Origin of the sequence: Mesorhizobium kowhaii (assembly GCF_003253745.1) — a bacterium.
Taxonomy (GTDB): Bacteria; Pseudomonadota; Alphaproteobacteria; order Rhizobiales; family Rhizobiaceae; genus Mesorhizobium; species Mesorhizobium kowhaii.
Window position 1 is genome coordinate 103436 of record NZ_MZXV01000062.1, and the last position, 24604, is coordinate 128039.

At 61.8% G+C, this 24604-nt stretch carries 23 protein-coding genes, 1 tRNA gene and 2 pseudogenes; 7 read left to right on the plus strand and 19 right to left on the minus strand.

The annotated features are described in order from the left end of the window. The first annotated feature begins 5 nt into the window (after positions 1-5). Positions 6-479, plus strand: a complete 474-nt coding sequence (locus tag B5V02_RS28470) for an aminoacyl-tRNA deacylase (protein ID WP_111547362.1) — start codon at positions 6-8, stop codon at positions 477-479. Between the two features lie 55 nt (positions 480-534). Here the strand turns inward: B5V02_RS28470 and B5V02_RS28475 are convergent, their stop codons facing one another. The 5 genes from B5V02_RS28475 to tig all read right to left on the minus strand — a co-directional run bounded on the left by B5V02_RS28475 (position 535) and on the right by tig (position 5448). Continuing rightward, complete coding sequence (locus B5V02_RS28475; RefSeq protein WP_111547636.1) at positions 535-1347, minus strand: DUF2189 domain-containing protein; 813 nt, start codon at positions 1345-1347, stop codon at positions 535-537. Positions 1348-1725: 378 nt separating this feature from the next. Beyond that, on the minus strand, positions 1726-2661 hold the full coding sequence (locus tag B5V02_RS28480; protein WP_111547363.1) for a heme o synthase: 936 nt from the start codon (positions 2659-2661) through the stop codon (positions 1726-1728). 66 nt (positions 2662-2727) lie between these two features. Further along, positions 2728-3108 carry a c-type cytochrome gene (locus B5V02_RS28485; RefSeq protein ID WP_111547364.1) on the minus strand — a complete coding sequence of 127 codons (381 nt, stop codon included), beginning with the start codon at positions 3106-3108 and terminating at the stop codon, positions 2728-2730. Between the two features lie 193 nt (positions 3109-3301). Beyond that, positions 3302-3823: a hypothetical protein gene (locus B5V02_RS28490; protein WP_111547637.1), complete on the minus strand. Its 522-nt coding sequence runs from the start codon at positions 3821-3823 to the stop codon at positions 3302-3304. Between the two features lie 164 nt (positions 3824-3987). Further along, positions 3988-5448: a trigger factor gene (gene tig, locus B5V02_RS28495; protein WP_111547365.1), complete on the minus strand. Its 1461-nt coding sequence runs from the start codon at positions 5446-5448 to the stop codon at positions 3988-3990. A 374-nt stretch (positions 5449-5822) separates the two neighbouring features. On the opposite strand from tig, the gene B5V02_RS28500 reads away from it, so the two are divergent. Further along, positions 5823-5907 (plus strand) — tRNA-Leu (locus tag B5V02_RS28500). A 36-nt stretch (positions 5908-5943) separates the two neighbouring features. On the opposite strand, the gene B5V02_RS28505 is transcribed toward B5V02_RS28500, so the two are convergent. The 3 genes from B5V02_RS28505 to B5V02_RS28515 all read right to left on the minus strand — a co-directional run bounded on the left by B5V02_RS28505 (position 5944) and on the right by B5V02_RS28515 (position 9248). Next, positions 5944-7392, minus strand: a complete 1449-nt coding sequence (locus B5V02_RS28505) for an aromatic amino acid lyase (protein WP_111547366.1) — start codon at positions 7390-7392, stop codon at positions 5944-5946. Positions 7393-7548: 156 nt separating this feature from the next. Then, positions 7549-8133 carry a GDYXXLXY domain-containing protein gene (locus tag B5V02_RS28510; RefSeq protein WP_111547367.1) on the minus strand — a complete coding sequence of 195 codons (585 nt, stop codon included), beginning with the start codon at positions 8131-8133 and terminating at the stop codon, positions 7549-7551. Then, positions 8130-9248 carry a DUF2157 domain-containing protein gene (locus B5V02_RS28515; protein WP_111547368.1) on the minus strand — a complete coding sequence of 373 codons (1119 nt, stop codon included), beginning with the start codon at positions 9246-9248 and terminating at the stop codon, positions 8130-8132. The genes B5V02_RS28510 and B5V02_RS28515 overlap by 4 nt, the downstream gene beginning before the upstream one ends. 238 nt (positions 9249-9486) lie before the next feature. Between B5V02_RS28515 and B5V02_RS28520 the strand changes: the two genes are divergently transcribed. The 4 genes from B5V02_RS28520 (at position 9487) to B5V02_RS28535 (ending at position 11989) form a co-directional block, all read left to right on the plus strand. After that, positions 9487-9627: a DUF1127 domain-containing protein gene (locus B5V02_RS28520; protein ID WP_013531315.1), complete on the plus strand. Its 141-nt coding sequence runs from the start codon at positions 9487-9489 to the stop codon at positions 9625-9627. 48 nt (positions 9628-9675) lie between these two features. Next, positions 9676-9816: a DUF1127 domain-containing protein gene (locus B5V02_RS28525; protein WP_013895120.1), complete on the plus strand. Its 141-nt coding sequence runs from the start codon at positions 9676-9678 to the stop codon at positions 9814-9816. Between the two features lie 374 nt (positions 9817-10190). After that, the gene (gene trmFO / locus B5V02_RS28530; RefSeq protein WP_111547369.1) at positions 10191-11603 is read left to right on the plus strand and encodes a methylenetetrahydrofolate--tRNA-(uracil(54)-C(5))-methyltransferase (FADH(2)-oxidizing) TrmFO; all 1413 of its coding nucleotides are present in this window, start codon (positions 10191-10193) and stop codon (positions 11601-11603) included. A gap of 77 nt (positions 11604-11680) precedes the next feature. Beyond that, positions 11681-11989, plus strand: a complete 309-nt coding sequence (locus tag B5V02_RS28535; protein WP_111547370.1) for a type II toxin-antitoxin system ParD family antitoxin — start codon at positions 11681-11683, stop codon at positions 11987-11989. 8 nt (positions 11990-11997) lie between these two features. Here B5V02_RS28535 and B5V02_RS28540 read toward each other — a convergent pair. The 6 genes and pseudogenes from B5V02_RS28540 to yajC form a co-directional block, all read right to left on the minus strand. After that, positions 11998-12948, minus strand: a pseudogene (locus tag B5V02_RS28540) (sterol desaturase family protein). Next, entirely contained in the window at positions 12948-13370 is a 423-nt protein-coding gene (locus B5V02_RS28545) for a hypothetical protein (protein ID WP_342633884.1), read from the minus strand. The pseudogene B5V02_RS28540 and the gene B5V02_RS28545 overlap by 1 nt, the downstream one beginning before the upstream one ends. 93 nt (positions 13371-13463) lie before the next feature. After that, a complete protein-coding gene (locus tag B5V02_RS28550) occupies positions 13464-14306 on the minus strand; it encodes a phytoene/squalene synthase family protein (RefSeq protein ID WP_167458710.1) in 843 nt (280 codons plus the stop codon). 1 nt (position 14307) lies between these two features. Next, the gene (locus B5V02_RS28555; RefSeq protein ID WP_111547372.1) at positions 14308-14700 is read right to left on the minus strand and encodes an Mth938-like domain-containing protein; all 393 of its coding nucleotides are present in this window, start codon (positions 14698-14700) and stop codon (positions 14308-14310) included. Between the two features lie 28 nt (positions 14701-14728). Beyond that, positions 14729-17281 carry a protein translocase subunit SecDF gene (gene secDF / locus B5V02_RS28560; protein WP_111547373.1) on the minus strand — a complete coding sequence of 851 codons (2553 nt, stop codon included), beginning with the start codon at positions 17279-17281 and terminating at the stop codon, positions 14729-14731. Positions 17282-17332: 51 nt separating this feature from the next. Beyond that, positions 17333-17674 (minus strand): preprotein translocase subunit YajC, encoded by a 342-nt coding sequence (gene yajC / locus B5V02_RS28565; protein ID WP_010909882.1) that lies wholly within the window; start codon positions 17672-17674, stop codon positions 17333-17335. Positions 17675-17956: 282 nt separating this feature from the next. Between yajC and B5V02_RS28570 the strand changes: the two genes are divergently transcribed. Then, entirely contained in the window at positions 17957-18832 is an 876-nt protein-coding gene (locus B5V02_RS28570; RefSeq protein WP_111547639.1) for an ATP-binding protein, read from the plus strand. A 21-nt stretch (positions 18833-18853) separates the two neighbouring features. Here the strand turns inward: B5V02_RS28570 and B5V02_RS28575 are convergent. From B5V02_RS28575 to serS, 5 genes and pseudogenes are all read right to left on the minus strand, one after another. Beyond that, positions 18854-19783: pseudogene (locus B5V02_RS28575) on the minus strand (translation factor GTPase family protein); the annotation flags it as partial. A gap of 195 nt (positions 19784-19978) precedes the next feature. Further along, positions 19979-21508: a LysM peptidoglycan-binding domain-containing M23 family metallopeptidase gene (locus B5V02_RS28580; RefSeq protein ID WP_111547374.1), complete on the minus strand. Its 1530-nt coding sequence runs from the start codon at positions 21506-21508 to the stop codon at positions 19979-19981. Positions 21509-21625: 117 nt separating this feature from the next. Then, positions 21626-22285, minus strand: a complete 660-nt coding sequence (locus B5V02_RS28585; protein ID WP_111547375.1) for a protein-L-isoaspartate(D-aspartate) O-methyltransferase — start codon at positions 22283-22285, stop codon at positions 21626-21628. Then, positions 22282-23040, minus strand: a complete 759-nt coding sequence (gene surE / locus B5V02_RS28590; RefSeq protein WP_111547376.1) for a 5'/3'-nucleotidase SurE — start codon at positions 23038-23040, stop codon at positions 22282-22284. The genes B5V02_RS28585 and surE overlap by 4 nt, the downstream gene beginning before the upstream one ends. Next, positions 23040-24344, minus strand: a complete 1305-nt coding sequence (gene serS / locus B5V02_RS28595) for a serine--tRNA ligase (protein WP_111547640.1) — start codon at positions 24342-24344, stop codon at positions 23040-23042. The genes surE and serS overlap by 1 nt, the downstream gene beginning before the upstream one ends. Positions 24345-24604: the final 260 nt, after the last annotated feature.

Consider the following 24604-nt stretch of genomic DNA (forward strand, 5'->3'; position numbering starts at 1 on the left):
CCAAGATGACGATCGCAACGAGACTGAAGGACTTCATCGACGGCAAGGGAATTTCCTATGACACCGTCGCTCATCATCGCACGTCAACAAGCCGGCAGTCGGCGATAGCCGCGCATGTGCCCGGCAGCATAATGGCGAAATCCGTGGTTGTTCACCACGAGCTCGGCTACACGCTGGCCGTGGTTCCCAGCACCCACAGGATCGAACTTGGCAGGTTGCAAGACGTTATGGACAAGCGTCTCGGGCTCGCCTCCGAAGACGAGGTGATTTTGCTCTTCGCTGATTGCGACACCGGCGCCATCCCGCCGATCGGCGCAGCCTATGACGTGCCGGTGATTGTCGATGAAAGCCTTGGCGATGCCGCGGATATCTACTTCGAAGGCGGCGACCATAGAACGCTGGTGCATGTCAGCGGCAAGGATTTCCGAAACCTGACCATGGGTGCATACGAGGCCCGCTTCAGTCACCCGGCTTACTGACGGCTTCGATCAGACTTGCACCGGCATCCTCGCCGGTGCGGTGAGGCAGAATTCCTCAACTCGCCGGTCTGGCGGGCGACTCCACGACCTTGCGGTAGACATGCCAGGTGGCGTGACCGAGGATCGGCAACACGACGGCCAGCCCGGCGAACACCGGCAGCGAGCCGATGATCAGGGCTACGGCGACAATCAGTCCCCAGACAGCCATGGTGATCGGGTTCGCCAGCACCGCACGCACCGAGGTGTGGATGGCTTCGTAGGCGCCGACGTCGCGGTCGAGCAACAATGGGAAGGCGACGACCGTTGTGCACAACACCACCACGGCGAAGACGAAGCCGATGACGTGCCCCAGGATAATCAGCGTCCAGCCGCGTCCGGTGGCAAATATTTCATTGATGAAGCCGGATATCGATTCCGGCGGCGCAGGGCCGAAGAGAAACTGGTAAAATAGCTGAGCGGTCAAAAGCCAGGCGATGAAGATTGCAAACAGCATGATCCCGACCGCCGCGATGGCCGGCAGGGCCGGAGAATTCCTGACCTCTAAAGCGTGCCTCCAGGAGGTGTCGAGCCCGGCTTCCCGTCTGCGGCTGATTTCATAGAGGCCGATCGCCGCGAATGGACCGATCAGCGCAAAGCCGGACACCAGCGGAAACAACAATGGCAACGCATTGTTGCCCGACGTCCACGCGGCGAGAACGACGCCCACGAGCGGATAGATCAGGCAGAGAAAAACGATGTGCGACGGTTTGACCATGAAATCGTCGACGCCCCGCTTGAGCGCATCGAAAAGGTCGGAAACACCGATTTTTCGAATTTTGGTATGTTCCAGCGTCTCGCTGGCGCCTGCTATCACGTGAAAGCTTGCCATGACCATTCCCTCCAGACCAGGTCCGGTAAGGTCGCGGTTTCGCGGTGCTGTCGTTCTGCGTGACTGGCCACGCAAAACCGCGACCTGCACCGGAATCAGCATACTCTCTTGCCAGAGACTTGTCGCCCTTTGTCAAAAGAGCTCCGGCGTCTGGCTAGCTCTGGTGGTCTTTTTTCGATATTCTCCTGAGATCAAAGGTGAAGGTCATGGACGGAAGGACGCTTCTCATACTCGGCCTTGGCATAGTCGCTCTGCTGATCCTGGGATTCTGTGCAATACCATCGTGATGTTCGAGCCGATCCTGGTCTGCAACGTCTTCAATGCAGCAATTACAGACCGGCCGTCGCGGCGAGCAATCCGACAACAGCGGTCATGCCGTCAACCTCCGGTTGACGTGAACGCCCGCATTGCAATGGTGTCGGCAAGCAGTATAGCAAAGATCGCGAAAAGATAGAAAATCGAGAAGGCAAACAGCGCCTTTGCAGGCTTCATCTCCTTGTCTGGAACAACCAGAACCTTCCAGGCATGCCAGATGAAACCCGCGCCCAATGCAGCCGAAACAATTCCATAGAACCCGCTCGCGAATCCGAACACCCAGGGCAGCACGCCGATTGGCGCCAGCAGCAGTGAATAGGCGAATATCTGTTTTCTGGTCGAGGCCTGGCCGGCCACGTTCGGCATCATCGGAATGCCGGCAGCGGCGTAGTCGCCGACCTTGAACAGCGCGAGCGCCCAGAAATGCGGCGGCGTCCACAGAAAGATGATCAGAAACAGGATGAGGCTCTCAACGCCGATGGCGCCAGTTGCGGCCGCCCAGCCAATCATCGGAGGAAGGGCACCCGCCGCGCCGCCGATGACGATGTTCTGCGGCGTCGAGCGCTTCAGCCACATCGTATAGATGACGACGTAGAAGAAGATGGTGAAGGCCAGCAGCGATGCGGCAAGCCAGCCCACCAGCACGCCGAGCGTCATGACCGAAAGCGCGGAAAGCACCAGGCCGAAGCCGAGAGCTTCACCTGGCGTGACGCGGCCCGACGGAACCGGCCGCTTTGATGTGCGCGACATCAGCGCGTCGATGTCCGCGTCGTACCACATGTTGAGGGCCCCGGCCGCTCCTGCTCCAATCGCAATCGCACCGATTGCAATCACGGCGATGACCGGATTCATCGCGCCAGGCGCCGCCATCAGGCCGACGAAAGCAGTGAACACAGCAAGCGCCATGACCCGCGGCTTCAAGAGCGCGAAGAAATCACCCGCCGTCGCTTCCGAGAGGCGAATGCCGGTATCCTTGAGGCGGTTTTCCCTAGTCGACATCTCAGACCGATGGAAGCAGGCAAGCCAAGCCGTGACCCTGAACTGAAGGCGCGCGAGCGAGCCAGGTCACTTGGAGAACGTTTTCAGATAGGCAATGACGTTGGCCACGTCCGCATCGTTCTTGAGGCCGGGAAACGCCATCTTGGTCCCTTTGACCATGGCCTTGGGATCGTGAAGATAGGCCGTCAGTGTTGGTTCGTCCCATTTGACGCCGGATTTGCCAGCCGCAATCATGGCATCGGAATATTTGAAATCCGGATGCGTACCGGCGGTGCGGCCGATGACGCCGTGCAGCGATGGACCGATCTTGTTCTTATCCTCGTCTGCGATGTGGCAGACCTTGCATTTGGTGAAGACCTTCTCGCCAGCCGCAGTATCCTGAGCCTGCGATGGATTCGCGACGAAGCTTGCAAAAGACACGACGGCGAAAAACGCGACTAGGCGCATGACTTTCCTCCCTGATCGTCAAATGTGCCTGAGACGATCTGCGCATGCCGGTATCACCGGCAATGCGCCTTGCACGGCAGAACAGATTATCCGCTTCTCCCCCCAAATCGAATTGCGGCACCTGTATACCACTGAATCTGGCCGGCAGATAGAAGAAGTCGACTGTACAAAGGTTTAGGTGGTCCGCAGTGGCTCAAGGTACGTCGGTGTTGCAGCTGCCGGCAACCTGGTTGACCGCTTCACCGAACCCGGCGAGGTTGAAATCGGCCTCGCCGCGCCCCGACAGCAGCCCGAACCGCCAGGAAAGCCGGAGCCGGTTGGCTGCAACAAGCCGTTTGATGCCGTCGGCGCCGTCGCGCACCAGCATCCGGCCGCGCGTCCCGACCGACCAGCTTTCATCGAACTTGTTGCCCTGGTCGAGCGTAATCGACATGGTGATCTTGCGGCTGGCCGAGACGGCGTCGTTCAGTTGCAGCCATTCGGTCCAATGCGGTTCGCTGTTTGCCCGGCAGGCGATGGTCAAGACCGGGCTGTAGCTCAACGCGCCGCCACCGGTGATCAACTTGTTGGTGGCATAAAGCGACGCCGTGACGAGACCATCTTCGGCCGTTTCGAACCGCCAATTGTCAAGCGTATCGGCTCGGGCAATGCCGCAGACCGAGACAAGGACCAGCGCCATTGCCGCAGCGTGTCCCAATTCGACGAACAGTCTCAACACGCCCTCCAACAACCCAAGCGGCTTGCGATAGAAACGCAGATAGTGATCAAAGTTTCGTATCGCTACGGGCCGTCGCTCGCGAAGCGTGCCGGCTGTTGCAGTTTCGCAACGAAAAAGGCCGCCTTGAAGGCGGCCTTTCCTGTTTCAACGAAATGCTCGTGTTATTCGGCGTCCTTGGCGGCCTTCTTTTTCGGCGCTGCCTTTTTCTTGGGCTCTTCCGCGTCGTCAGCCTTCTTGGCGGCGGCTTTCTTCGCCGGCTTCGCCTTGACCGCGGTCTCGGCCTCCTCGTCGTCGGCCATCAGCTCTTCCTTGCTGACCTTGACGTCGGTGACCGAGATCTGGCCGAGCAGATGGTCGACCACCTTCTCCTCGAACATCGGCGCCCGCAGCGTGTTCAACGCTTCCGGGTTGCTGCGGTAGAACTCGAAGACTTCCTGCTGCTGGTTGCCCGGATAGCGGCGCACCTGCTCGAACAGGCCGCGCTGCAACTCCTCGTCCGATACCGTGACGCCGGCCTTCTCGCCGATTTCAGCCAGCACCAGGCCAAGACGCACGCGGCGCTCGGCAAGACGCAGATATTCGGCGCGTGCCTCTTCTTCCGTCGTCTCTTCGTCGGCGAAGGTGCGGCCGGCTGCTTCCAGGTCGCGATTGACCTGAGCCCAGATGTTGTTGAACTCGGCGTCGACGAGCTTCGACGGCGCCTCGAACGAGTAGGACGCGTCGAGCTGGTCGAGCAGCTGGCGCTTGACCTTCTGGCGCGTCATGGCGCCGAACTGGTTTTCGATCTGGCCACGCACGACGTCGCGCAGGCGCTCAAGCGACTCCAGCCCAAGGTTCTTGGCGGTCTCGTCGTTGATTTCCAGTTCGCCGGGCTGGGACACTTCCTTGACGGTGACGTCGAAGGTCGCTTCCTTGCCGGCAAGATGCGCCGCCTGGTAGTTTTCCGGGAAGGTTACGGTGACCTGCTTTTCGTCACCGGCCTTGGCGCCGACCAGCTGATCCTCGAAGCCGGGGATGAACTCCTTCGAACCCAGCACCAGCGGCTGATCGGTACCGGCGCCGCCATTGAAGGCCTCGCCGGCGATCTTGCCGAGATAGTCGATGGTCACGCGGTCGCCATTGGCGGCCTTGCCGGTCTTCGGCTCATAGCTGCGTGCGGATTCGGCAACACGCTGGACCTGCTCGTCGATCTCGGTGTCCGGCACGTCGAACACCTGGCGCGTCACCTTGATGTCGGAGAAATCCTTGATCTCGATCGTCGGAATAATCTCGTAGTTGAGACGGAATTCGAAGTCGGCGCCGCCGGCCAGGATCTTCTCGGCTTCCTTCTCGTCTTCGGTCATGATGACTTCGGGCTGCATGGCAGCTTTTTCGCCACGCCCGGTAATGATCGTGCGGGTCGAATCATTGAGGATTTCGTTGACCACTTCAGCCATGAACGACTTGCCGTAGACCTTGCGCAGGTGCTGCACTGGCACCTTGCCGGGACGGAAGCCGTTGATGCGGACCTTGTTCCTGGCGTCCGAAAGCCGCGCCATCAGCTTGGCTTCCATGTCACCGGCCGGCACGGTGATCTTGATCTCGCGCTTGAGACCGGAGTTGAGCGTTTCGGTGACCTGCATCGTATAACCTTTGTTTTCACCAATGAGACTGCCACGGCCTCTGCCGTTCACAGCCTGCCGGTATAATCTTGCCGGGAATGGCTTTTGGTACGGAACCTGGCAATTTGACCGAAAATACGGCTCAAATTCTCCCAAACTGCGTTCCAAAATGTGAATAAGTTCTTGTTTTTCCTACTTCTTATCACATTTTGCAGAAGCGGATCGTCGCGTCCCGTCACATTCGACACGCCTTTTGTCACAGGCGGGGCTATTTTTCAACCATCTTCGCATTTCGGCGAACAACCAACATTTTGGCCCTGACCCGGACTTGTTCCTGACCCCAACCTTGTTCCTGACATTGACAGAATGATGGCTACATGGGATTGCCGGTCCATGCGGATGTGGCGGAACTGGTAGACGCCCTGGATTTAGGTTCCAGTGCCGAAAGGCGTGGGGGTTCGAGTCCCTTCATCCGCACCAATTCACCGGCCACGACTTTCTTCCTGGCATCGGTGCCTACGCCTCGAACACTCTCCCTGTGAACCACGCGGCTAGGTTCGCCAGTTCAGGTCCCAGCACACGATCGTCGCCGACAGGCGGCACGATAGCTCTGATTTCATCGACGAAGACCTGAAGCGCTGGCGGCGGCGCGCGTTCGGTAACGTGCAGCGCCTGCGAGGCCATCATCGCCAGCATCGCCATTGCCGCATCGACGCAGCGGCCGGCGGTCGCCTCCTTGGTCCATGCGAAGAACGCCGTGGTGGCGACATCGTCCTGTCCGGCACCGGCTGATTCCGTTCCCGGAATGAAGGTACGCTGCGCGGCGAGCTTGGCCTGCTCGAGATAGCCGGTGATCGCCATCGGCACATAGCCGACACTGCCGTGGCCATCGCTGTCGGCCCAATGCCGCCCGGTCATCAAAAGATCGGGTAGCAGCGACACCTTGCCGTTCAGGAGCTTGGAGGCATGACGGTCGCAGAGAAGGCAGATATCGGCCCATATCGCCGCCAGATCGTCCAGTGCCGGTGTCGCCATGGCATTGTGATAGCCGCCGGTGCTGATGCAGCGGCCGAGCGGATGTGCATCGTCCGGCGGGATATAGACCGGATTGTCCGATATCGAGGCCAGCGACACGGTGGCCGCCCGCTCGGCAGACGACAGCGCACGATGCGCCTGGCCGAGAACGCGGGGCACGATCCGGTAGCTGACCGGCGCCTGATAATTGCGCCGCCCGTCTCCGGCGCCAACCAGAAATTCCCGCAACCCCTGGAGGGCCGCGGCTTCATGTTGATCACCCCAGAGCGTGTCAAGCGCCGCGTCATAGTGCTCGAGCGGGGCGCGAAACGCTTCGATCGACAGCGCGAACACCTTGTGCGCCATCCGGATGCGGCGGCGCGCCGCAAGCGCCGCGTCGGCCACCAAAGCGGCGGCGCAGGGCGAGCCGTTGATCAACGAGCCCCGTTCCTTGACTTCCAGATCGAAGCGCGCCGAAAGCTCGGCGAACAACGGATAAAGCGCCAGGATCTCGCCGGCGCCGCCCTGGCCGGAGGCCGGTACCGTTGGCATCGGGCGGCCGTCGAGCATCGCGGCAACAGCGAGCGCGATGCGTGGCGTGGTGGCTGCGTTGCCTTCGATGAAGTTCGTCAGTCGGGCAAGCGTGATCGCCCGGACCACCCGATCGGGCAAGGGATCGCCGAACGAGGTCGCAGCGGCGAACGCCTTGATGCGCGCATGGCGATCCCGCTCGTCAAGTTCGAGCTTGCGGCTCGCCAGCTCCCCCATGGCAGTGGTTACGCCATAGATGACCGGCGGCGGGTCGGATTCGATGAGCTTCAGGAACGAGGCTCGGCATTCGGCGATGCGCTGCAAGGCCTTCTCGCCGATCTCCACGGTGTCCTTCTTCCAGGCGACGCGGAAAACGGTGTCGAGGTTGATGTCTTCACGCGTCGACAGGGTGATTGGCATGCTTCTTACCGGGCTGAGGGCTTCCGTCGACCATCGCGGTCGACATCACTAGAGCAATTCCAGGAAAAGTGTGAAACGGTTTTCCGTCCGGAATTGCGTCAAAAACAAAGAGATAGAGCGCTTCGGCGTTTCCGTGAAATGATGAACCGCTCTATCCTAATAAAGCGGTTCCTCGAACAGCGTCTTGTCGCCGTCCACCAGCGCCTTGATCTGCGCGGTGCCGTCGCCCGCAAGTGCGATGCGAATGCCGAACGGGCGCACCCGCATGTCGTTCTGGATCGCCATCCCCTCGCCTTCCGGCAGATAGAAGCGCTCGATGCCATAATCCGGCGCAATAGTCATGCCTTCGCTGCGAAGATCCCAGCCCTCGGCGACATGGCCTGATATGTCGGCCTCGTCAGCGGTGGCCGGCGTCGGCGCCTTGCCGAACCAGGCGGTGGTCGGCTGCCAATAGCCGTCGGCACCCTTCTTCAAGCGGACGACAATCGACGTGTCGTCGCTGGAGAGCTTGTCGGCCGGGACGTTGGCGATCATTTTCACCGGTATCCGCGAAATCCCATAGCCGAGGATAATGTAGTCGCCGCGCAGGAGATCGCGGGGATCGACGGGTTCGATCTTCAGCAGGACTTCCTTGCCGTTGCGCAGGATCGCTGCCCGGCCGGCGATGATCCAGCTCAGGAAACCTATCTGGACGAGCGCCAGCACCAGCGCCGATATGATCAGCCTCTTTCCGGTCATCATGCCGTGGCTCCCTTGGCGACTGGGCTCTTCATGCGTTTTTCGATGCGGATGATGACGATCGCAAGGATGCCGAGCAGCACCGCGGCGGCAAGGAAGAAGCCGGCCGTATCGAGCATCGATTGCAACGTCACCACATAGATGACGGCAAGTTCGAAAGCGAAGCCGGCATAGGCAAGCCAGCGCAACCCGCGGCTTTCCCGCCCTGCCAGCACGATTGCAGCGACGATGCCTGCCAACGCAATCACCGAAGCGATGGCGAATCCGCTGTTGTAGGTGCTTTCATCGGCCAGTTCGAACTGGACCATCGCCAGGCCGGTGAGGAAGCCGAGCAGCGCATGCAAGGGCAAGCGGCCGCCGAGCTGCACGATCTTGTCGACCGGCTCCGGCGCAAAGACGGAAGCCGCAAACAGCAGCGCTGAGACGATGACCAGGGGGATCGCCACCTGCAGTGTCGCGTGATCCATGGCAAACAGCACGAGGTAGAAGAGCAGCGACAGGATGATCAGGTGCCGCGCCGGCTGGCTGCGGGTCCAGAACGAGACGGCAAACAGCACGATCGCCATGACCACGAAGAGATGCGGAAATTCGCTGCGGCCGTAATAATCGAAGCCTTTGAGGAACAGCCAGGCATCGGCAATGCCGACCGCAGCCACGGTCAGCGGGTTCGAACGCAGGGCGACCGCCGCCAATGCCGTGCCCGCGCCCCAGGTGACCAAGGCGGACGCCTCGTCGCCGGAGAGATGATACATCTGCCCGATCAGCGCGATCGAGCCGCCGAAGGCCGCTGCGGCCACGATCCACAGCGCCTCGCCGATCGCCGCATGGTCGCGCGTCTTCAGCAGCGCACCGCCGACATAGCCGCCAAGGATGATGGCAAAGAGTGCCACGACCCGCGCCAGCCGCGGGATGGCGTCCCAGTTGGCAGCGACGAAAATCAGGATGGCGGCGCCGAACAGCAAGGCAGCCATCATCGCCAGGATAGAGCCGAAGCTGAGCGATTTGCGCTCGTTGGCCTCGACATCGCGCGTCAGGGAATCGGCGGTGGCGGCATCGATCAGGCCGGCCTGCCGCCAGCGCGCGATATCCGCCCTCACTCGTGACGAATAGCCCGCCATCACGCTTCTCCCCCAGTTTGGTCTTTTTTTCAGCCGACCCGGTCAAACCGTTGGCGCAACGGCATTTTCCGATTCGGGTTTCTTTGTGTCAGGTCCGTGAACGCGCGTTAATGCTGCATTGCACAATTTGCATTGCTGCCATGCAGCCATAGCGCTTTTAAATCGATATAGGCCCGCCTATCTATGGTTCGTACACAAAGACGGAATGATCCGAAAGAAAGACGAAACGAGAAATACCATGAACCTGATCCGCAACTACCGCAACTGGCGCCGCTACAGGGACACCGTGTCCGAGCTGAGCCGCCTGAGCAACCGTGAACTGACCGACCTCGGCATCAGCCGCAGCGACATTCCTTACGTCGCTCGCAAGGCGGTCTAATTCTTCGGACCGCAAATGGTCCGAACAAGTTTTGAAAAGAGAACGACAATGAACCTGATCCGCAACTATCGTAACTGGCGCGTTTATCGCGAGACGGTTACCGAGCTGGGTCGCCTTTCGAACCGCCAGCTGCATGATCTCGGTATCGTCCGCGACGAAATCAAGATCGTCGCTCGCCGGGCGATCTAACTAACAGAATTTCGCCAGGGTCGACCTCCTCCCCGACCCTGACGGATCCGGTCAACCTTCACCTCCTCCCGAGGGTTGACCACCAAAACGGCGCCCGCCGCACCTCCTCCCGCGGCGGGCGTTGTTTCCCAAAAGGGTTTCGCCCCTTTCAAAAATGGCGAAAGAGATTTCGTCAAAGCCGACCTCCTCCCCGGCGATGACGAATACGGTCGGCCTTCACCTCCTCCCGAGGGTCGACCCCAAAAACGACACCCGCCGGACCTCCTCCCCCGGCGGGTGTTGTTGTTTTCAGGGTTTGGTTGCGCCCGCAGCCGTTTGCCCCGCGCCACGCACGGCAATTGCAATCACGGCTCCAAGCGATTATTCCGGCGCTCATGAGCAAAAATCCAATCCACATCATCGGCGGCGGCCTCGCCGGTTGCGAAGCCGCCTGGCAGGCAGCCGAGGCTGGCGTGCCCGTCATCCTGCATGAAATGCGGCCCGTCCGCGGCACCGATGCGCACAAGACCGACTGTCTGGCCGAACTGGTCTGCTCGAATTCCTTCCGCTCCGACGACGCCGAAAACAACGCCGTCGGCCTGTTGCATGCCGAAATGCGGCTGGCCGGCTCATTGATCATGAGCGCCGGCGACGCCAACCAGGTGCCGGCCGGCGGCGCGCTTGCCGTCGATCGCGACGGATTTTCCGACGCGGTGACGAAAAGGCTCGAAGCGCATCCGCGGATCACCATCCAGCGCGAGGAAGTGCCGGGCTTGCCGCCGGCGGACTGGGATCAGGCGATCATCGCCACGGGCCCGCTGACCGCACCTTCGCTTGCCCAGTCGATCGCGGAGGCGACCGGCGCCGATGCGCTGGCCTTCTTCGACGCCATCGCGCCGATCGTCCATTTCGACACGATCGATATGGACACCTGCTGGTTCCAGTCGCGCTATGACAAGGTCGGGCCCGGCGGCACCGGCAAGGACTACATCAATTGCCCGATGGACAAGGAGCAATATCTCGCCTTCGTGCAGGCGCTGGTCGACGGCCAGAAAACCGAATTCAAACAATGGGAAGGCACGCCCTATTTCGACGGCTGCCTGCCGATCGAGATCATGGCCGAACGCGGCGTCGAGACGCTGCGCTACGGGCCGATGAAGCCGATGGGGCTGACCAATGCGCACAATCCGACGGTGAAGGCCTATGCCGTCGTCCAGCTGCGGCAGGACAACGCGCTGGGCACGCTCTACAACATGGTCGGCTTTCAGACCAAGCTGAAGCATGCCGAGCAGGTGCGCGTGTTCCGCACCATTCCGGGCCTCGAAAACGCCGACTTCGCCCGCCTCGGCGGCCTGCATCGCAACACCTACATCAACTCGCCGACCTTGCTCGACGCCTCGCTGCAGCTGAAGTCGCGCCCCGGCCTGCGTTTTGCCGGCCAGATCACCGGCTGCGAGGGTTATGTCGAAAGCGCTGCGATCGGCCTGCTCGCCGGGCGCTTCGCCGCCGCCGAAAGGCTCGGCCATGCACCATCCCTGCCACCGCTCACCACAGCCTTCGGCGCCCTGCTCAATCACATCACCGGCGGCCACATCGTGTCCGATGACGAACCGGGAAAACGCTCCTTCCAGCCGATGAATGTCAATTTCGGCCTGTTCCCGCCGATGGAAGCGCCGAAAATCGAAGGCAAGCGCCTGCGCGGCAAGGACAAGACCGTCGCCAAGCGACAAGGGATAACCGCACGTGCACGCGCCGACTGCCGGCAATGGCTGGGATTGGCGGCGCAAACGGCCGAAGCAGCGGAATAAACAATCTTTCCGTCCCTGGTTGGACCTCAGGTATAAAGTAGGATAGTATCCCACTTCAGCCTGAGAGAGACACAGTCATGGAATCCGCCGAGAAACTGTCCGTCACCGTCACGCCTGCCATGGCGCGTATGATCCGCGAGAAAGTCGAGGACGGCTCCTTCGGATCGGCCAGTGAAGTCATCCGCGCCGCGCTTCGCGCTTTCCAGCGCGAAGAGGAAGAGCACGCCGAGCGCATGGCATCGATTAGGGCGCGAGTGAAGGCGTCGATCGAGGACACGAGGCCAAACCTTTCAATGGAAGAAGTTGATACCCGGCTACGGGAACTCATCGCCCAGAGGTCAAGCGCAAGTGGTTCTCCAACTGGCGGTTCGAGCGAGCCAACCTGACGACAAGGCTACTCCGCTGGCTCGGCACTCGCCGCCGGCAGCCCAGGCTTGCCGGCCTCGTCAGGATTTCTCCTGACATAGGCAGCTTTCAGGCTCTCCGAGGTTTCGCGCGAGCCGTCGTGACTCCAGCCCGGCGGCTTGATCAGGTAGTTCAGACGATCGCTCAAGGTCAGCCCCGGTGCAAAGGCATCGCTGAACATGCCGATCCATTCGTGGAACGCCACTTTCAGTGGATTGAAGGTGCCGAGGTTCCTGACGATGCCGTAGCGCGGCCGGTCCTCTTCCAGCTCCTCGACGAAGGTGCCGAACATGCGATCCCAGATGATCAGCGTGCCGGCATAATTGGCGTCGAGATAGCGCGGGTTGGTGGCGTGATGGACGCGGTGGTGTGACGGCGTGTTGAAGACGAATTCGAACCAGCCCCACATCTTGCCGATCGTCTCGGTGTGGATCCAGAACTGCCAGACCAGATTGAAGCCGAAGGTGAAGGCAATGACCGCCGGATGGAAGCCGAGCAGCACCAGCGGCGCCTACAGCACGAACATGAAGGTGAACAGGCCGGTCCAGCTTTGTCTCAGCGCTGTCGACAGATTGTAGTGCTGGCTGGAATGGTGGTTGACATGTTCGGCCCACACCCAGCGCACCCTGTGCGCGATGCGGTGATAGACATAGTAGCGCAGGTCATCGAGCAGGAAGGCGGCCAGGAACACCCAGACCGACAGGCCGAGATTGAAGACGCGGAACTGCCACAGCCACAGCAGCGCCCAGTAGGACACCACGCCCAGCAGCAACCCGGCGATGACATTGCCAGTGCCCATCATCAAGCTGGTCAGCGTGTCGCGCGTCTCGAACGAGCCCTTGGCGCGGCCGCTGCGCACCAGCCAGAGCTCGATCAGGATCGCGGCAACGAAGAACGGGATGGCAAGCTGGGTGACCTGCGGAAAGTTGTAGCTGTCCATCACGCCGCCTCCCCAGTGGAATTTGAACGGTGCGGCTCAAGCGCGTTCAGCAAGCCTTGCGCATCTGTTGCGCTGGCAAAGTGGAAGCGGCCACCCTTCCAGGTGCAGTCGGCAAGCTGAAACGAGACCGAGTTTGCGTCGCCGGCAGTCAAAGCCGTGACGTCCCGAGGCGTGACGATGCGGGTCAAAAAACAGCCGCCGATACTGTGAACGATCCCGATGCGCCCTCGCCCGAGATCGAGGAACGCCGTCCTGGCATCCGCCGTCAGGCGCACCATCGTCGCCATTTCATCAGGAAAATCCTCGGCGAAACGGCTCTGCGCCTGACCTGCGCTAGTAAGCGTGGACGTCTTGCTGCCACCGGTGAAATGCACCGCGGCAACCGACAGCGCAATGCCAAGGGCGACGATCGCGACCAGCAAAGGCAAGCTCATGGATGGGTATCTCCTCCGGCCGGTCTGTTGTCTATGGCAACAGTTTTGGCTCGGAGACTCCTAGCATGATTGACGTTTACGTCAAAGTATCGGCCAGCCCTTGCTCGCGCGACGCAGCAGCAGCCAATGCCGGCGCAAGGCCGACAGCCGCGCCACACCGTCGAGCGGCGAGCCACTTTCCATTTTCGTGAGATAGGCACTCGACAGGGTCAGCGGCAGGAATGCCGGATACAACGAGACCGGCAAAGCCGATGCGCCTTGTTCGAAGGCTGAAAGATGATCCCGCGCCAGCGCGATCATTGCCGCCACCGCGCGTTTGGCGCCAGGACCGCCGTCGCCGGTGACGAACTCCTGCGGCGACGATCCGGCCGCGGCAAAGATATCGGCCGGGATAAAACACTGTCCGCGCTTGCGGTGCCGCGGCAGCAGAAGCAGCAGGCCGGTCATCGCCTGTGCACAGCCTGCCCTGCCCGAAAGCTCGGCAAAACGCGGCGCCTCGGCGGGATCGAGCACCATCGCCGCAAGCTGGATGAGTGCGGCTGCCGTCTCGCCGCAATAGCCTTCCAGATCGGTGCGCGACGGCATCGGATCATCGTAGAGGTCGAAAATGCGGGCTTCGAGCATGTTGTCGAGGGCCAGTTTCGGCAGATTGTACCTTGCTATCGTGGCATTCAACGCTTCGGCGACAGGATGGCCGGCGCCGGCCTCCCCGCCGGCGGCAATGACATCGCGCCACCATTGCAGCCGCACTTCGCCCGGCAGCGCTTCGTGGATGCGATCGCGAATGCCTGCGATCTCGGCATTGAAGGCGTACAGCGAAAACAGCGCGTCGCGTTTGTCAGCCGGCGCGTAGAGCGCGTTGAGATAGCGGTCGTGGTCGGCGGCGCGCACCGTGTCCATGACGATTTTGGCATTCTCGGACATGTCAATCGACGGCGATGAGCGCGGCGGCCACGGCGCGGTCTTCCGCCAACAGGACATTGTAGGTCCGCACCGCGGCACCCGTCGACATCGGGTCGGACGCAACGCCTGCCGCCTTCAGCGCGGCCCGCAGTGCTGCCGGCAATGGCCTGAGGTCCCTGCCCATGCCGACCAGAAGGATTTCGACCTTGTCGGCTTCGGCCAGCAGTCTGTCGAAATCGGCCACCGTCAGCGCCAGAGGATCCGCCGGCTCCCAGCCATGGATGCCGGATGGCAGGCAGAGCAGTGAGCCGCGATGCGACATGTCGGCGAAGCGGAACCCGCCATTGCCATAGGCCTCGATCGGCGCGCGGCCGGGGAAATGCGCCTCGCGGATGACGATGCCTTTGCCGGTCACCGTTCTGTCACCCCTTCGGGGCCGCGCTTCAGGTCGCGACCGTCTTGCCGCCGCCGACCGGCTTTTCCTCATCCGAGGTCGAGGCCTGCGGCCGCAACTTGAACAGGATGAGCAGCGGTGCCGCGATGAAGATCGACGAATACGTTCCGAACACGACGCCGAACAGCATGGCCATGGTGAACGAGCGGATCACCTCGCCGCCGAACAGCACCAGCGCCAGCAGCGCCAGGATTGTCGTCACCGAGGTCAGCGTCGTTCTCGACAGCGTCTCGTTGATGGCGTTGTTCAAGAGTTGCGGCAGCGGCATCCGCTTGTATTTTCGCAAATCCTCGCGAACGCGGTCATAGACGACGATCGTATCGTTCAGCGAGTAGCCTATGATGGTCAGGATCGCCGCCAGCGAGGACTGGTTGAACTCAAGCCCGGTGATGACGAAGAAGCCAATGGTCATGACCACATCGTGCACCGTCGCAATGATGGCGCCGACGGCGAACTGCCATTCGAAGCGGAACCAGACATAGACCAGAATGCCGAGCAGCGCGATCACCATGGCGATCGTGCCTTGCTTGGCCAACTCCCCGGAAACCGTTGGCCCCACCACTTCGACGCGGCGGAAATCATAATTGTCCTGCAGTTCGCCGCGCACCTTGTCGATGACCGTCTGCTCGGCATTCTCGCCGCCATCCTGTGTACCGACGCGGATCAGCACATCGTTTGGCGCACCGAACTGCTGCACCTGGACCTCACCGATGTTGAGGTCCGAAAGTCGGCCTCTGATGTCGGCGATATCGGCGTTGCCACTTTTGGCCTGCACCTCGATCAGCGAACCGCCCTTGAAATCGATGCCGTAATTGATGCCGACGGTTGTGAACAGCACCACCGACAGGATCGAAAGTGCGCTCGAGAGCGTGAAAGTCCAGCGACGGATGCCCATGAAGGGAATCTTGGTGCCCGGCGGAACGAATGTGACCGGAGCACGCGGCAGTTCCTTCGGGCGCGCCCGACGCAGCCAGATCGACACCAGCATCCGGGTGAAGGTGAAAGCGGTGAAGACAGTCGTCAGGATGCCGATGGCGTAGGTGATGGCAAAGCCCTTGACCGGTCCCGTACCGAGATAGAACAGCACCACCGTGGCGATCAACGAGGTGACGTTGGAATCGACGATGGTCGCCAGCGCCTTGGTGAAACCGGTGTCGATCGCCTGGATCACGGAGCGGCCGTTTCGTCGCTCCTCGCGGATACGTTCGTAGATCAGCACGTTGGAATCGACCGCCATGCCGATGGTCAGCACGATACCGGCGATACCGGGCAAGGTCAGCGTTGCGCCAAGCAGCGACAACAGCCCGACGATCATCGCCACGTGCACCGCCAGCGCGATGTTGGCGAGGAAGCCGAGGAAGCCGTAGGCAACGAACATGAAGGCCACGACGAGGATCGAGCCGATGATGCCGGCGACCTTGCCGGCATGGATGGAATCCTGGCCGAGCCCCGGACCAACGGTACGCTCTTCGATCACCGTCAGCGTCGCGGGCAATGCGCCGGCGCGCAGCAGCACGGCGAGGTCGTTGGCACTCTGGGCGGTGAAATTACCCGAGATCTGGCCGGTGCCGCCGAGGATCGGCTCGCGGATCTGCGGCGCCGAAATCACCTGATTGTCGAGGATGATGGCAAACAGCTTGCCGACATTCTGCGCAGTGGCCTGGCCGAAGCGCGCCGCACCTTTCGAATCGAAGCGGAACGAAACCACCGGCTCGTTGTTCTGCGAATTGTATGTCGCCTGGGCATCGACGAGATTTTCGCCCGAAACGATGACGCGGTTTTCGATCAGATAGGGAACCGGCGGATCGTCCTGCGAATACAGCACCGACGAACCGGCGGGCGGACGGCCGTTGAGCGCGTCCTGCACCGGCATCGACTGGTCGACCATCTGGAAGGTCAGCTTGGCGGTCTGGCCAAGGATCTCCTTCAGCCTTTGCGGGTCCTGCAGACCCGGCACCTGGACAAGGATCCGGTCGTCACCCTGCCGCTGCACAATGGGTTCAGTCGTGCCGAGCTCGTTGACGCGACGCTCGACCACCTCGATCGACTGCGTCAATGCGGTCGATGTGCGGTATTTAATGCCAGCGTCCGTGACGTTGAACTTGAGCAGGCCGGGCTCGGAATCATCGAGCGTCATTTCCTGGATGGAGCCGCCGGTGAACAGGCCGGCAGCGACCGGATCGGTCAGCGGCTTCAGCGCTTTCTTGGCGGCATCGAGCTGGGCAGGGTCGGTGATGCGGACCTGCAAGGTCCGCCCCGTGCCGGCAAGGCCGGTATAGCCGATCTTGGCGTCACGCAGCAGTGTGCGGATTTCGTCGCGCGTCGTCTCCAGCCGGTCCTTGATCAGATCGTTCTGATTCATCTCCAGCAGGATGTGCGAGCCGCCCTGCAGGTCGAGGCCGAGCGTCATCTGCCGCTTCGGCACCCAGCTGGGGAGTTGCGCCAACGTGGTGGCGGGAATGAGATTGGGCGCGGCGAGGATCACTGTGATGGCCACTGCCACCCAGATCAGGATCATCTTGAAGCGCGAAAAATACAGCATATGGCGTCGTCCGTCAGAGCGTGTCCGCGGATCGCTCCGCCTGAAATTCGGTTATTTCTTGGCGTTCTGGTTCGCCACCGGCTCGCCCTTGACGCGCACATCGGCGATCGTCGAACGCAATGCGGTCACCTTGGTGCCACCGCCGAGGTCGATCTCGAGCTCATTGTCGTCGATCACCTTGGTCACCTTGCCGACGAAGCCGCCGCCAGTGACGACCGTGTCGCCGCGACGAACCGCGGCCAGCATCTCGCCGCGCTTCTTCAGCTGCGTGCGCTGCGGCCGGATGATCAGAAAATACATGATTACGAAAATCAGGACAAACGGCAAAATGCTGATGAACATATCGGGAGAGGCGCCGCCGATGCCTTGGGCGTATGCCGGTGTCACGAACATCGAGGTACTCCTGAATTTTGAAAACAGCCGCCAACCGTCCTGTGGAGTTTGGCGGCCCCTTGAAATTTGGCCGGAATATAGTCGGTAAAGTTGTCAATGCAACTGCGTGGCCGGCCAAATCGGCTGCTTTTCCGGCCTGTTGAGCCGTGTTAGAGCATGATCGCGAATAGCACGAGCTGGTTTTCGAAAAAGATCACGCTCGAACAAAAGGTTGCAACCGGTTTCGAACCCGACGGAATCGGCACGCTCCCCACTTCAGAACGCGAAAAACAAAAGACTGACATGACCGACAGCAGCATTGACGCCCTCAACAAGAAGCTCGACAGCCTGATCGAGGCGGTTAGCCGCCTCGCCCCGCCGCCAGTGCCTGAAACGGACATCGGCGAGGCCGACTGCTTCGTCTGGCAGGCCGATCCGGGCTATCTGGAGCCGGTGCGCAAGGTCAACCGCGTCGATATCGGCCTGATCCGTGGCGTCGACCGCGTCCGCGACATCCTTGTCGACAACACCGAACGCTTCGCTGCCGGCTACGCGGCCAACAACGTGCTGTTGTGGGGCGCGCGCGGCATGGGCAAATCGTCGCTGGTCAAGGCCGTGCATGCGGAGATCAATGCCAGGGCCAAGTCCGACCTGCCGCTGAAGCTGATCGAAATCCACCGCGAGGACATCGACACGCTGCCGAAACTGATGGGCCTGCTCAAGGCAGCCCCCTTCCGCTTCATCCTGTTTTGCGACGACCTCTCCTTCGACCACGACGACACTTCCTACAAGTCGCTGAAGGCGGCGCTCGAAGGCGGCGTCGAGGGCCGCCCGGCCAATGTCATCTTCTATGCCACCTCGAACCGCCGTCATCTGTTGCCGCGCGACATGATCGACAATGAGCGCTCGACCGCCATCAACCCGTCCGAGGCGGTCGAGGAAAAGGTCTCGCTGTCCGACCGGTTCGGCCTGTGGCTCGGCTTCCACAAATGTTCGCAGGACGAATATCTCGACATGATCGACGGCTATATCAGCCATCACGACCTCGCCATCGACCCCGAGCAGCTGCGCGCCGAAGCGCTGGAATGGGCGACGACGCGCGGCAGCCGCTCGGGCCGCGTCGCCTGGCAGTTCACCCAGGATCTGGCCGGCCGGCTCGGCAAGCCGCTCAAGGATTAGAGCAAGCGGCGAAAGCGGAAGTCAGGCACGAATGGCCATTGCCGGCGGCGGGTCGAAGTCGTCAGGCACAGGCGGAGGAACGGGAGCGTATCCGGAATAGCCGGCACTCAAGCGTGCCTGCCCTTTCGAAAGCGACCGGAGCGTATCCTCCAGCTTGAACATGTTGGCGAGCGGCACTGTCGCATTGACAACGACTGTCAGGTCGCGGCTTTCCTGTCCTCGAATCCGACCACGACGGCCGTTCAGATCGCCGATGACACTGCGGACATAGTCTTCCGGCGTCACCACTTCGACCTTCATGATCGGCTCGAGCAGCTGCACGCCAAGCTTGGGTGCGGCTTCACGGAAGCAGGCGCGGCCGGCGATCTCGAAGGCCAGAACGCTGGAGTCAACATCGTGGTAAGCGCCGTCGATCAGCGTCGCTCTGACGCCGATCATCGGGAAGCCCGCGAACGGACCCGAGGTCATGACGCTGTTGATGCCCTTTTCGACGCCGGGGATGTATTCCTTCGGAACGGCACCGCCGACGATCTTGGTTTCGAACTCGAATTCGCTGCTGTCCGGATTCGGCTCGAAGACGATCTTGACGCGGGCGAACTGACCGGTACCGCCGGTCTGCTTCTTGTGCGTGTAGTCCTGCTCGTGCCGGCGGGTGATGGTTTCGCGATAGGCCACCTGCGGCGCGCCGACATTGGCCTCGACCTTGAACTCGCGACGCATGCGGTCGACGATGATGTCGAGGTGAAGCTCGCCCATGCCGGAAATGATCGTCTGGCCGCTTTCCTCGTCGGTCTTGACGCGGAAGGACGGATCCTCGGCGGCCAACCTCGACAAGGCGACAAGCAGCCTCTCTTGATCGGCCTTCGACTTCGGCTCGATCGCGATTTGCAGCAAAGGCCATGGCGCAGTGGACTTTTCCATCATGGCGACAGGATCGCATGGTGAGCAGATGTCCGCAACCGGCCGAACTCACTCAGCATGATGGGTTTTGTCCCTGCTGCACGTTACCAAAAGTGGCCCGGTTTGGGACAACGACATGCATGGAAAGACGTAAATTCCGGCAAACTGAAAAAGCCCGCTCCTTGCGGGGCGGGCTAAGCCGGCGGGCCGGACTGGAGGTCAGGCGGCCCGCAAAATCGCTTTTTTCTATTCGAGATAGCCCGACGGATCGACCGGGGCGGAGTTCTTGCGCACTTCGAAGTGCAGCTTCGGCGAGTCCGTCGTGCCGCTCATGCCCGACAGTGCGATTTCCTGGCCGCGCTTGACCTTCTGGCCGCGCTGAACCTCGATCGAGCTGGCATGGCCATAGACGGTGACCAGGCCATTCTCGTGGCGCACCAGCACCGTATTGCCGAATTCCTTGAGGCCGTCGCCGGCATAGATGACGACGCCGTTCTCGGCAGCCTTGACCGGCGTGCCCGTCGGCACGGCGATGTCGACGCCGTCCTTGCCGGACCCGAAACCGGAGATCACCCGGCCGCGCACCGGCCAGCGCATCTTGCCGATGCCGGTTGCATCCGGTGCAACCGCGTCGTCGTCCTCGGCCTGCTGGATGACCTTCGAATCTTTCTTTGGCGGCGTGTAGGACGCCAGCGTTTCCGACGGCGTCGTCTTTGCCGCGGGCTGCGTGGTCGCCGTGGTCACCGGATCGATCTTCGCCGGCTTGGCGCTGGCCACGGTCGCGGTTCCGCCGGCCGGCACCTTCAAAGTCTGGCCGATCTTGAGCAAGCCGTTCTGCATGCCATTGGCCTGCTTCAGCGCAACAGTGCCGACGCCTGTCTTCCTGGCAATCGAAGAAAGCGTGTCGCCTGACTGGACCGTATAGGTGCCGGCAGCGCCGGTCGCCTTGGCCGCGGCCACCTGAGGTTTGGTCTTGGGCTCCTTGGGCTGGCTTGCGGCGGCCGAAGCATCAACCTGAGCAGCGGACTTGCCCTCTTTGAGCTTCGGCTGCTGCGGCAGCACGGCGACCTTGTCCGGCGCAGTGGCCGGCAGGTCGTGCTTGCCGTCTTTCGCCGGCTTGGCATCGGCGACTTTCGGCTCGGCCTTGCTCGAATAGGCATAGGCCGGGATGACCAGCTTCTGGCCCGTCTTCAGCCCCTTGGTCGCGCTCAGCCCATTGACCTTCATGATCACGTCGGCCGGCACCTTGTAGTGCTGCGCCAGTCCGGAAATCGTTTCGCCATCCCTGACGACGATCTCGGTTGCATGCGGAGTGCCCGCCGCGGCCACGCGCGGTGCGTCGGGCTGCGCGACCTTGAACGGCGATGCCGCCGGAGCGACGGTGCCGGTCGTGGTCCTGTCGACATGCGGCGCCGGGGCCAATGCGGTGCGTACCGGTTTTGAAGCAGGCGCCAGTGCGGGAGCCGGCTGTGCCTGGGCAACGGGCGGAGGCAGCGGCCTCGTCGAGACCGGCTCGAGACTGGAGCGGCTGACCGACTGCGTATGGCTGCCGTCGACCGGAGCGGCCGCGACATCGCCCGGATAGGGCTGCACGGCGTCCTGCTCTTGCTTGTTGATGATGGCGCGCTGATTGTTGGTCGACGAGGTAAAGACGTCATCGACACTGTTGAAGCGTGAAGCCTGGGAGCTGCACCCCGCCGCAGCACCTGCGACCATGAGGACGGCGCAACCACGCATCAGATTGCGGCCGTTTGTCTTCAAAACACTGAGTTGCATCGCACTGACCCGCACATACCCGGTACAAACTAGGTATGATTAAAGCGCGTTAATGTTACTCGTCGGTTAACCTCATGGAATCCGATGCAATTTTTCTTAAAATATTAGAGGACGAACTTAAATGACGGCGGCGACGCTGCGCAGGATCGGCTGCAGGCGCACAAGGCCGATGTCCTCACGCTCGAACCGGCTGCCGACCTTGGTCAGCTTGGCCAGCACCTGCTCGCCCTCTTCGGGTCCGATCGGAGCGATGACGATGCCGCCGCTCGACAACTGGTCGAGCAGGAAGCGCGGCAGGCTGTCGAAGGCAGCCCAGGCGACGATGCGATCGAACGGCGCTTCGTTCGGCAGACCGCCGGACCCATCCGCATGGCGCACGATGACATTGCCGATGCCGAGCGCCTCGAAGCGCTGCCTGGCCTGCTCGACAAGCGTCTTGTAGCGGTCGGCGGTGACCACCCGCGCCGCCAGCCGCGACATCACCGCCGCCGTGTAGCCCGAGCCGGTGCCGATCTCGAGCACGCGGTTGCCCTGCTCGATGGCGAGGGCTGCGATCACCGCAGCTTGCAGATCAGCACCTTCGATCGCCTCGCCGCATTCGATCGGCAGCATGTGGTCCGACCAGGCGATCGAATGGAACTGGGCGCCAAGGAAACCGCGCCGCGGTGTCGCCTCAAAAGCTGCGATCAGCGCCTTCGGCACCGTCCCCCTGCCGCGCAAACGCAGCAGAAAGGCGGCGAAACCTTCGCGGTCATCGATTGGGAGGCCCTGGTTCATGCAAGCGCCTTGCTCAGTTGGTCACGGATTTCATGCGCGGTGAGGTCGAGCTGCAACGGCGTCACCGACACCAGCCTGTTGCGCAAGGCATGGAGGTCGGTGCCTTGCTTGCCTTCGACCGGCTCGCGGCCGAAGCGCAGCCAGTAGTAAGGCAGGCCGCGCCCGTCGCGGCGCTCGTCGACCCACAGACTGTGCACGAGCTTGCCTTGCGAGGTCACCACTGTGCCGGCGACTTCTTCGGGAAGGCAGTTCGGAAAATTGACGTTGAGCAGCACGCCGTCCGGCAGCGGCGTGGCGACAAGCTTCTTCAGCAATGCCGGCGCCAGCACCTCGGTCGTCTCGTAAGGGACGACACGATCCTCGCCGACATAGCTGTAGCCCTGGCTGAGCGCGATCGAGCGGATGCCGAGCAGCGCGCCTTCCATGGCTCCGGCGACGGTGCCGGAATAGGTGACGTCGTCGGCAATGTTGGCGCCGGAATTGATGCCTGACAGGATCAGGTCGGGGGCGCCCGGCAGGATCTTCTTGACGCCCATGATGACGCAATCGGTCGGCGTGCCGCGCACGGCAAAATGCTTCTCGCCGATCTTGCGCAACCGTAGCGGCTCGGAGATCGACAGCGAATGCGCATAACCGGACTGGTCCTGCTCCGGCGCCACCACCCAGACATCGTCGGACAGCGTGCGCGCGACGCGTTCGAGCGACGCCAGGCCCTCGGCATGAATGCCGTCGTCATTGGTCAGGAGGATACGCATTATTTCGATTCGATCTTTTCCCGGCCGCCCATGTAAGGCCGCAGCACTTCAGGAATGGTTACGCTGCCATCCTCATTCTGGTAGTTTTCGATGACGGCTATGAGCGCGCGGCCAACCGCAGTGCCCGAACCGTTCAACGTATGGACAAAACGGTTGCCCTTGCCGTCCTTGTCCTTGTAGCGGGCGTCCATGCGGCGCGCCTGGAAATCGCCGCACACCGAACAGGACGAGATCTCGCGATAGGCGTTCTGGCCGGGCAGCCAGACCTCGATGTCATAGGTCTTGCGCGCGCCAAAGCCCATGTCGCCGGTGCACAGCGTCATGGTGCGGAACGGCAGCTCAAGCCGCTTCAGCACTTCCTCGGCGCATTGCGTCATCCGCTCGTGCTCGGCGAGCGACGATTCCTGGTCGGTGATCGAGACCAGCTCTACCTTGTAGAACTGATGCTGGCGCAGCATGCCGCGCGTGTCGCGCCCCGCCGAGCCGGCCTCCGAGCGGAAGCACGGCGTCAGCGCGGTATAGCGCAGCGGCAGCTTTTCATGCGTGGTGATTTCTTCACGCACCAGGTTGGTGAGCGGGACTTCGGCGGTGGGGATCAGGCCAAGCCTGCCCTCCCCGTGCGGCGTGAAAAACAGATCTTCCTCGAACTTCGGCAACTGGTTGGTGCCGAAAAGAACGTCGTCCTTGACCATCAGCGGCGGGATGACTTCCTCATAGCCATGCTCGGTCGTGTGCAGGTCGAGCATGAACTGGCCGAGCGCGCGTTCCATCCGTGCCAGACCGCTCTTCAGCACGGTGAAGCGCGAGCCTGACAGCTTCGCCGCGCGCTCGAAATCCATCATGCCGAGCGCTTCGCCGATCTCGAAATGCTCCTTCACCCAGTTCGGACGCGTCGGCAGCTTGCCGACGATGTGCTTGACGACATTGTCGTGCTCGTCCTTGCCGACCGGCACATCATCGAACGGCACGTTGGGCAGCACCGACAGCTCGTCGTTCAACGCCTTGTCGAGCTCGCGTTCGCGGGCCTCACCATTCTGGATGAAGGTTTTTATCTCGCCGACTTCGGCTTTCAGTCTTTCGGCAAGCGCTGCGTCGCCCGAGCGCATGGCATTGCCGATCTCCTTCGAGGCGGCGTTGCGGCGCTCCTGCTTGGTCTGCAGCTCGGTGACGTGTTCGCGCCGTGCCTCGTCCGAGGTGATCAGCCCATCAACCGTGGACTGCGCATCGTCGGCCGACCACGAGCGCTTGACCAGCGCCTCGACAAGGGCCTTCGGGTTGTCGCGAATCCACTTGATGTCAAGCATGGTCTGGAAGCTCCTGCGGTAGCATGTCGCCCAAAAGCGCATGGCGGTTTTTGCGCTACGATACGCTCAAGAATAAAGCCTGAAACACATCGTCGATTTCTCGACGCGTTTCAGGCCAGAGGGCGTAAACCGCATCTTTGATCGATGCAAGATCGGGCGTGCTGAAGCCAGGGCTCGAGCTCGCTTTAGCGAGCTTTCGACCGGGGATGGCGAGAGCCTGAAATAAAAAACCCGCCTCTGCGGCGGGTCGCTGGCGCAAA

Excerpts from the sequence above, each read along its gene's own strand:
- B5V02_RS28470 (WP_111547362.1), top strand. The coding sequence starts at position 6 with ATGACGATCGCAACGAGACTGAAGGACTTCATCGACGGCAAGGGAATT.
- B5V02_RS28475 (WP_111547636.1), bottom strand. The coding sequence starts at position 1,347 with ATGGCAAGCTTTCACGTGATAGCAGGCGCCAGCGAGACGCTGGAACAT.
- B5V02_RS28480 (WP_111547363.1), bottom strand. The coding sequence starts at position 2,661 with ATGTCGACTAGGGAAAACCGCCTCAAGGATACCGGCATTCGCCTCTCG.
- B5V02_RS28485 (WP_111547364.1), bottom strand. The coding sequence starts at position 3,108 with ATGCGCCTAGTCGCGTTTTTCGCCGTCGTGTCTTTTGCAAGCTTCGTC.
- tig (WP_111547365.1), bottom strand. The coding sequence starts at position 5,448 with ATGCAGGTCACCGAAACGCTCAACTCCGGTCTCAAGCGCGAGATCAAG.
- B5V02_RS28505 (WP_111547366.1), bottom strand. The coding sequence starts at position 7,392 with ATGCCAATCACCCTGTCGACGCGTGAAGACATCAACCTCGACACCGTT.
- B5V02_RS28510 (WP_111547367.1), bottom strand. The coding sequence starts at position 8,133 with ATGATGACCGGAAAGAGGCTGATCATATCGGCGCTGGTGCTGGCGCTC.
- B5V02_RS28515 (WP_111547368.1), bottom strand. The coding sequence starts at position 9,248 with ATGGCGGGCTATTCGTCACGAGTGAGGGCGGATATCGCGCGCTGGCGG.
- B5V02_RS28520 (WP_013531315.1), top strand. The coding sequence starts at position 9,487 with ATGAACCTGATCCGCAACTACCGCAACTGGCGCCGCTACAGGGACACC.
- B5V02_RS28525 (WP_013895120.1), top strand. The coding sequence starts at position 9,676 with ATGAACCTGATCCGCAACTATCGTAACTGGCGCGTTTATCGCGAGACG.
- trmFO (WP_111547369.1), top strand. The coding sequence starts at position 10,191 with ATGAGCAAAAATCCAATCCACATCATCGGCGGCGGCCTCGCCGGTTGC.
- B5V02_RS28535 (WP_111547370.1), top strand. The coding sequence starts at position 11,681 with ATGGAATCCGCCGAGAAACTGTCCGTCACCGTCACGCCTGCCATGGCG.
- B5V02_RS28550 (WP_167458710.1), bottom strand. The coding sequence starts at position 14,306 with ATGTCCGAGAATGCCAAAATCGTCATGGACACGGTGCGCGCCGCCGAC.
- secDF (WP_111547373.1), bottom strand. The coding sequence starts at position 17,281 with ATGCTGTATTTTTCGCGCTTCAAGATGATCCTGATCTGGGTGGCAGTG.
- yajC (WP_010909882.1), bottom strand. The coding sequence starts at position 17,674 with ATGTTCGTGACACCGGCATACGCCCAAGGCATCGGCGGCGCCTCTCCC.
- B5V02_RS28570 (WP_111547639.1), top strand. The coding sequence starts at position 17,957 with ATGACCGACAGCAGCATTGACGCCCTCAACAAGAAGCTCGACAGCCTG.
- B5V02_RS28580 (WP_111547374.1), bottom strand. The coding sequence starts at position 21,508 with ATGCAACTCAGTGTTTTGAAGACAAACGGCCGCAATCTGATGCGTGGT.
- B5V02_RS28585 (WP_111547375.1), bottom strand. The coding sequence starts at position 22,285 with ATGAACCAGGGCCTCCCAATCGATGACCGCGAAGGTTTCGCCGCCTTT.
- surE (WP_111547376.1), bottom strand. The coding sequence starts at position 23,040 with ATGCGTATCCTCCTGACCAATGACGACGGCATTCATGCCGAGGGCCTG.
- serS (WP_111547640.1), bottom strand. The coding sequence starts at position 24,344 with ATGCTTGACATCAAGTGGATTCGCGACAACCCGAAGGCCCTTGTCGAG.